This window comes from Hydrocoleum sp. CS-953 (genome assembly GCF_002260545.1).
Classification (GTDB): domain Bacteria; phylum Cyanobacteriota; class Cyanobacteriia; order Cyanobacteriales; family Microcoleaceae; genus Trichodesmium.
The window spans coordinates 1-7,530 of sequence record NZ_LGSU01001171.1; the positions used below are offsets into that span (position 1 = coordinate 1).

The 7,530-nt window shown below is 35.9% G+C and carries 7 protein-coding genes; 4 read left to right on the plus strand and 3 right to left on the minus strand.

Annotation, left to right across the window (positions count from 1 at the left end; translation table 11 throughout):
* Positions 1 to 12 precede the first annotated feature (12 nt).
* A complete protein-coding gene (locus AFK68_RS39235) occupies positions 13 to 162 on the minus strand; it encodes a hypothetical protein (protein WP_210407496.1) in 150 nt (49 codons plus the stop codon).
* A gap of 174 nt (positions 163 to 336) precedes the next feature.
* Between AFK68_RS39235 and AFK68_RS18835 the strand changes: the two genes are divergently transcribed.
* Positions 337 to 2,493, plus strand: a 2,157-nt coding sequence (locus AFK68_RS18835; RefSeq protein WP_143438034.1) for an SNF2-related protein, incomplete at its 3' end; no start/stop codon positions are given.
* Between the two features lie 190 nt (positions 2,494 to 2,683).
* On the plus strand, positions 2,684 to 3,904 hold the full coding sequence (locus AFK68_RS45680; protein WP_371357445.1) for a C-terminal helicase domain-containing protein: 1,221 nt from the start codon (positions 2,684 to 2,686) through the stop codon (positions 3,902 to 3,904).
* Between the two features lie 198 nt (positions 3,905 to 4,102).
* On the opposite strand, the gene AFK68_RS18845 is transcribed toward AFK68_RS45680, so the two are convergent.
* Entirely contained in the window at positions 4,103 to 4,306 is a 204-nt protein-coding gene (locus AFK68_RS18845; protein ID WP_094674113.1) for a hypothetical protein, read from the minus strand.
* Between the two features lie 7 nt (positions 4,307 to 4,313).
* The gene (locus AFK68_RS18850; RefSeq protein ID WP_094674115.1) at positions 4,314 to 4,892 is read right to left on the minus strand and encodes a transposase; all 579 of its coding nucleotides are present in this window, start codon (positions 4,890 to 4,892) and stop codon (positions 4,314 to 4,316) included.
* A gap of 462 nt (positions 4,893 to 5,354) precedes the next feature.
* On the opposite strand from AFK68_RS18850, the gene AFK68_RS39240 reads away from it, so the two are divergent.
* The coding region (locus AFK68_RS39240; protein ID WP_210407497.1) for a hypothetical protein at positions 5,355 to 5,945 on the plus strand (591 nt) is incomplete at its 3' end.
* A gap of 947 nt (positions 5,946 to 6,892) precedes the next feature.
* Positions 6,893 to 7,297 (plus strand): DNA methyltransferase, encoded by a 405-nt coding sequence (locus tag AFK68_RS45685; RefSeq protein WP_371357446.1) that lies wholly within the window; start codon positions 6,893 to 6,895, stop codon positions 7,295 to 7,297.
* Positions 7,298 to 7,530 lie beyond the last annotated feature (233 nt).

The following is a 7,530-nucleotide window of genomic DNA, read 5'->3' on the forward strand; positions in this document are numbered from 1 at the left end:
TAAAACTCCAAATCAACCATTCTCTAAATTCGGGCAAATTATCCAGGCAAATCCTATGGGTTTGGTATCCAAACCCTGAAAAATATTTATAGCAAACCCAAAAAAAACATCGGATAAATTGGGAAAATCATCCCGAAAAATATCTATGGTTTTAGAAACCAAACCCCTACTTGAAACCGTAAAAATTCTATGGTTTGGAAACCAAACCTCTACGACTGGTTTGGGAAACCAAACCCCTACTTGAAACCGTAAAAATTCTATGGTTTGGAAACCAAACCTCTACGACTGGGTTTGAAAACCAAACCCCTACGACATATATTAAAAATAAATCAAAAAATGCCACGAATTTTTGACAATATTGAACAATACCTACTCCCCATACTCCAGGATACTATTGAAACCTCAAAACGAGCAGATTTTTGTGTAGGTTATTTTAATCTTAGAGGGTGGAAAGAAATAGCTGATAAGATAGAAAAATTTACAGGAAATGAAAATTCTTGTTGTCGTCTTTTAGTCGGAATGCAGACCTTACCGGAAAAAGAATTACATGATAGTTTAGCTTTCAGAAAAACTGAAACTGGTATGGATAATCTTAAAGTTATTCGTTTCAAAAAACAAATAATTCAAGGATTTTACGACCAACTAACTTGGGGCGCACCTAATAATAAAGATGAAAAGGCTTTACGTCTCCTCAGAAAACAAATTGAAACGAAAAAAGTAGTTATTAAACTATTTCTTAGATATCAGCTTCATGCCAAATTATATTTATTTCATCGCGACGATATTAATAATCCTATAACTGGTTTTTTGGGCAGTAGTAATTTAACTTTGTCAGGATTAAAAAAACAAGGAGAATTAAATATTGATGTTCTTGATATTGATGCTTGTCAAAAACTTCATAAATGGTTTGATGACCGATGGGAAGACCGTTGGTGTCTGGATATTTCCCAAGATATCATTAAAGTTATTGACGAAAGTTGGGCGCGAGAAAAGTTAATTCCTCCCTATCATATTTATCTAAAAATGGCTTATCATTTATCCAGTGAAGCTAGAGCAGGATTATCAGAATATCAAATTCCTCGGAGTATTAAAGATGAATTATTTGACTTTCAAGCAGCAGTTGTGAAAATTGCAGCTCGTTATCTAAATCGACGGGGGGGAGTTTTAATTGGGGATGTTGTTGGTTTAGGAAAAACTCGTATTGCTGCAACATTGGCAAAAATTTTAGAGGATGATTTTTTCTTAGAAACTTTGATTATTTGTCCGAAAAATTTGGTGTCTATGTGGCAAGAATATGTTGACAATTACAAATTACGAGCTAAGATTATTTCTATTAGTAAAGTTCAGAAAATATTGCCTCAAACCAGACGTTATCGAGTGTTAATAATTGACGAAAGTCATAATTTAAGAAATCGTCAACGTAAACGTTATCGAGCAATTCAAGAATATATTGCTCTGAATGAAAGTCGCTGCATTTTATTAACAGCAACTCCCTACAATAAAAGCTATTTAGATTTATCAAATCAACTGCGGTTATTTATTCCAGAAGATAAAAATTTAGGCATCCGACCAGAAAAATTATTACATGAAATAGGAGGCGAAATAGAATTTAGTCGGAAACATCAAGCACCAGTGCGCTCCCTAGCAGCATTTGAAAAAAGCGAACATCCCGATGACTGGCGAGAATTGATGCGACTATATATGTTGCGTCGCACCCGTAGTTTTATTCAAAAAAATTATGCTCAAATTGATGAGACTGGGCGAAAATATTTAGAAATGAGCGATCGCTCGAAATCCTATTTTCCGATTCGTCAAGCAAAAACTATAACGTTTGACTTAGGGGGAAGTGAAAATTTATATGCGCTTTTGTATTCTGAAGCGGTAGTTAATATTTTGGGTGAGTTAAACTTACCGCGCTATGGTTTGGGAAGTTATGAAGTTTCTCCAAAATCAGCAAAAGGAAAGTCAATGACTGATGCTGAGTCGCGACAACTCAAAGATTTATCTCGCGCGGGTAAAAGGTTAAAAGGTTTTTGTCGCACTAACCTATTTAAACGTTTAGAAAGTAGCGGAGTCACATTTTTACAATCTATCGATCGCCACATTCTCCGAAACTATGTCTTTTTGCACGCCATTACTAACCAACTTCCTTTACCTATAGGTTCGCAAGATGCAGCTTTCCTCGATCCTCGCAACAAGGATGAAGACTCCATATTTTTCGACTCGGAAGATGAAGCAGAAAATATAGACCTCCCGACTACCACCTTTATCTCTGAAACCGAAACAGAATATCAGGAGCGAGCAGCCAAAATTTATCAAGAATATGCCACCCAATACAAAAGTCGTTTCAAATGGATAAGACCAGAATTATTCAAAGCATCTCTGAAAAAAGACCTCCATGCTGACTGTTTAGCATTAATAGAAATTGGCAAAAAGGCTGGCAACTGGGAAACAAACAACGACCAGAAACTAGAAATATTAATCGACCTCCTTNGAATATCAGGAGCGAGCAGCCAAAATTTATCAAGAATATGCCACCCAATACAAAAGTCGTTTCAAATGGATAAGACCAGAATTATTCAAAGCATCTCTGAAAAAAGACCTCCATGCTGACTGTTTAGCATTAATAGAAATTGGCAAAAAGGCTGGCAACTGGGAAACAAACAACGACCAGAAACTAGAAATATTAATCGACCTCCTTTGTCAAACTCACCCCCAAGAAAAAGTCTTAATCTTCTCCCAATTTGCTGACACCGTACATTATCTGACTAAACAACTCGAAAAACGGGGTATTCAGAAAGTGGAAGGAGTAACTGGAAACTCAACCAACCCAGCAGAAACAGTATGGCGTTTTAGTCCGGAAAGTAACGGTAAAACTATTTCCAAAACAGAGCAAATCAGAATTTTAATTGCCACAGACATTCTCAGCGAAGGTCTAAACCTCCAAGACTGTGCAATTATTATTAACTACGATCTACCTTGGGCAATTATTCGATTAATTCAACGGGTGGGAAGAATAGATCGTATCGGTCAAAATGCAGCAAAAATCTTTTGTTATTCTTTCTTACCTGCGGATGGAGTAGAAGAAATAATTAGGTTGCGCAGTCGTCTAAGGCAACGTCTGCAAGAAAACGCCGAAGTAGTCGGAGCAGATGAAGCATTTTTTGAAGACGACGACCAACAAATTATACTCGACCTCTACCATGAAAAAGCAGGTATTCTCGATGGAGAAGATGACACAGAAGTAGACTTAATATCCGAAGCATATCAAATCTGGAAAAATGCTATTGATGCAGACCCCTCCCTGAAAAAAACTATCGAAAATTTGCCGAATGTAGTTTATTCGACTCGCGACTATCAACCTACTCCTAGTTATCCCGAAGGAGTATTGCTCTATATGAAAACTGCCGAAAGAAATGATGGTCTCGCGTGGGTAGACCAAGAAGAGAAAAGCGTCACTCAATCTCAATTTGCCATTTTACGAGCAGCAGCGTGTCACCCCGACACTCCAGCACATTCTCATCACGAAAAGCACCACGACCTACTGCAAAAGGGAGTCGAATTTATTGCCGAAGAAGAAAAGAATACAGGAGGTCAACTAGGTCGCCCATCAGGGTCAAGGTTTCGTACCTATGAGCGGTTAAAGAGATATGTTGAGAAAGTGAAAGGTACGTTGTTTGCTTCAGAAGACTTGAAGAAAGCGATCGCTCAAATTTATCAATATCCTTTGAGACACTCAGCTATTGATAGACTCAACCGTTGTCTAAAAAGTGGAGCAACCGACGAGCAACTGAGTAAATTAGTAGTTACCTTATATATAGATGAGCAACTGTGTATTATTCAGGAAGAAGCAACAACCCAAGAAGCACAAATTATTTGTTCATTGGGGTTATTCCAATCGTAATATTTTGGTCTCCAAACCTTCCAAAATAAAACCATCACCGTAGGGGTTTGGTCTCCAAACCCTTCCACCAAACCCCCTAACAAACCAAAAATTCCCTCAACCAAAATTGTAAACCATCACCGTAGGGGTTTGGTCTCCAAACCCTTCCACCAAACCCCCTAACAAACCAAAAATTCCCTCAACCAAAATTGTCAAACATCACCGTAGGGGTTTGGTCTCCAAACCCTGGTCTCCAAACCCTGGTCTCCAAACCCCCGAACCAACCAAAAATTCCCTCAACCAAAATTGGAAACCACCACCGTAGGGGTTTGGTCTCCAAACCCTCTTCTCCAAACCTCCCGAAAAACCAAAAACCCCCTCAACCAAAATTGGAAACCACCACCGTAGGGGTTTGGTCTCCAAACCCTCTTCACCAAACCCCCGTCAAATTATCCGGGTGTAATACATCAATTTCCCATCGCAGAGGATTTTCAATAATATAATTACGCAAAATATTCAAAGAATCCTCATTCCTAACAATATGCTCATAATAATTACGTTGCCAGAACTTAACCCCAGGAGAATTTCTTTGTAAGTTAATTAACTTAGTAGTCTCATACTTAAAATAAGCAATAATTGAACCTAAAAAAGTCTTTTTATCGTAAAATTGACGCGACCTCTCCAAACCCTTTTCCAAACCATCATTCAAACTTTCCCCAAATTTTTGATACTCATTAATAACAATAATTCCATGAAAATGGTTTGGCATTATCACAGCTCCATCAATTTCTATCCTGGGAAAATGTATTGGTAAATAATTCCAAATTTCCTCAACAATTTTTCCATACTGGTTAATGTGATTTAAACCTTCATTTATTTTACCTAACAAACATTTTTTATCCTGTACACAAATAGTAATAAAGTATGCTCCTGCTTGATTATAATCGTAATATTTCAGACGAATAGAACGACGATGATGAATTTCTGGATTGTAATTTTTGGAAGTCATTATAGATTGTAATATTTAATGGTAGGGGTTTGGTTTCCAAACCCAAATAGATTGTCATATTTTATGGTAGGAGTTTGGTTTCCAAACCCAAATAAATTGTCATATTTTATGGTAGGAGTTTGGTTTCCAAACCCGCTACATTTATCGGATTATACATTAATTTTTGTGTTGGGTTTAGGTTGCAATATTTTATGGTAGGGGTTTGGTCTCCAAACCCGCTACATTTATCGGATTATACATTAATTTTTGTGTTGGATTATTGTATGGTTTTAATATTTTGGGGAGGATTTGCAGAAGGGTTGGAAGAGGGTTTGGAGACCAAACCCCTACGGTGGTAAAATCAATAAATCAATCAATAATAAATACTATGGTTTTGAGGTTTTGGGAATGGTATGAAGAGGGTTTGGAGACCAAACCCCTACGGTGGTAAAATCAATAAATCAATAATCAACAATAAATACTATGAATCTGGATTTTGAACGTATTCGCGACTATTTATATAATTTTCAATTTCAAAAAGTTTTTATCGAAGAATTAGGTTGGGAACAACCATCTAATACTAAAAAAAATTATCTCGATATCGACGATAAAATTTATTACTATCAAAGAATAGCTGAAGCTGCTAAAGTTGCTATCTTTGAAGTAACTTCTGAAACTGGGGAAATTCCTGAAGGTAAAATTCGTAAAGCTATACATCAAGAAATTGAACAACGGGTGGCTGAAAATTTATTAATTTTTCTGGATGCTGAGAAAACTCGCAGTCTTTGGTATTGGGTAAAACGTGATGATAATAAACGTTTTGTTAGAGACCATTTATATGTTAAAGGTCAACCAGGGGATTTATTTTTAAGTAAATTAGGTTCTCTGGTTATTGATATTATCGAATTTGAAACAGAGTCAATTTCTGTGGTTGAAATTGCTCAAAAATTGCAACGGGGTTTTGATGTTGAACGGGTTACGAAAAAGTTTTATCAGGAATTTCAAGACCAACATTCGGAGTTTCTCAAGTTTATTCAAGGCATAGATAATTTATCTGAGCGTCGTTGGTATACTNCTGTGGTTGAAATTGCTCAAAAATTGCAACGGGGTTTTGATGTTGAACGGGTTACGAAAAAGTTTTATCAGGAATTTCAAGACCAACATTCGGAGTTTCTCAAGTTTATTCAAGGCATAGATAATTTATCTGAGCGTCGTTGGTATACTTCGGTTTTGTTGAACCGTTTAATGTTTGTTTATTTTTTGCAGCGGAAAGGATTTATTGATGGGAAAAATTTAGATTATTTACAGGAGAAATTAACGGCAAGTAAGCAACGGGGTGAAAATCAATATTATCATTTTCTCCAAAGTTTATTTTTTGAGGGTTTTGCTAAATTAGAATCTGAACGAGATGAGGCGATAAAAGAATTAATAGGTGAGGTAAAATATCTGAATGGTGGATTATTTCTCAAACATTCCATTGAGGAAAAATATGACAATATTTCTATTGCTGATACAGCTTTTATTCAAGTATTAGATTTATTTTCTCGTTACTCTTGGAATTTGAATGATACTCCTGAAGGAAAAGATGATGAAATTAACCCCGATGTGTTGGGATATATTTTTGAGAAATATATTAACCAAAAAGAATTTGGTGCTTATTATACTTGTACGGAAATTACAGAATATTTGTGTGATAGAACTATTAATAAATTAATTTTAGATAGGATAAATAATCTGGCAAATACCAGGTTTAGGGAAATCAATGAATTGCTGATTAAATTAGATGCTCAACTCTGTCATTATCTGGTTGAAGATATTCTCCCTAATCTAACTTTATTAGACCCTGCTTGTGGTTCGGGAGCTTTTCTGGTGGCTGCTATGAAAAGTTTAATTTCTATTTATACTGCTGTTATTGGTACGATTAAATTAAATGGAGATAGAAGGTTAAAAAAGTGGTTAAAAGAGAAAGAAAGTTCTCATCCTTCTTTGGCTTNCAACTCTGTCATTATCTGGTTGAAGATATTCTCCCTAATCTAACTTTATTAGACCCTGCTTGTGGTTCGGGAGCTTTTCTGGTGGCTGCTATGAAAAGTTTAATTTCTATTTATACTGCTGTTATTGGTACGATTAAATTAAATGGAGATAGAAGGTTAAAAAAGTGGTTAAAAGAGAAAGAAAGTTCTCATCCTTCTTTGGCTTATTTTGTGAAAAAGCGGATTATTACTGATAATCTTTTTGGGGTGGATATTATGGAGGAGGCAACCGAAATTGCTAAGTTACGATTATTTTTGGCTTTGGTTTCTTCCGCTCAGTCGGAGGCAGAATTAGAACCTTTACCTAATATTGATTTTAATATTATGATGGGTAATTCTTTGATTGGTTTAATTCGGGTAAATGAGGAAAGTTTTGAGAATGTTGGAGAGTAGAAACAAGGGAATTTATTACAAAAGTTAGTGGCGGGTGATTATCAGAAAATTCTAGAGAAGAAAAATCAGAGTATTCGTATGTATAAAGAACACGCTTTTCAGTCTGGGGAAATTGAGGGAACAGACCAAAATACTCGTCTGCTAAATTTGAGGAATTATATTGAAAAGTTGCGTAAAGGATCTTATGGTAAGTTGAATCAATTATTGTTGGATGAGTTTGGTAGTTTGAAGAT

Excerpts from the sequence above, each read along its gene's own strand:
- AFK68_RS18850 (WP_094674115.1), bottom strand. The coding sequence starts at position 4,892 with ATGACTTCCAAAAATTACAATCCAGAAATTCATCATCGTCGTTCTATT.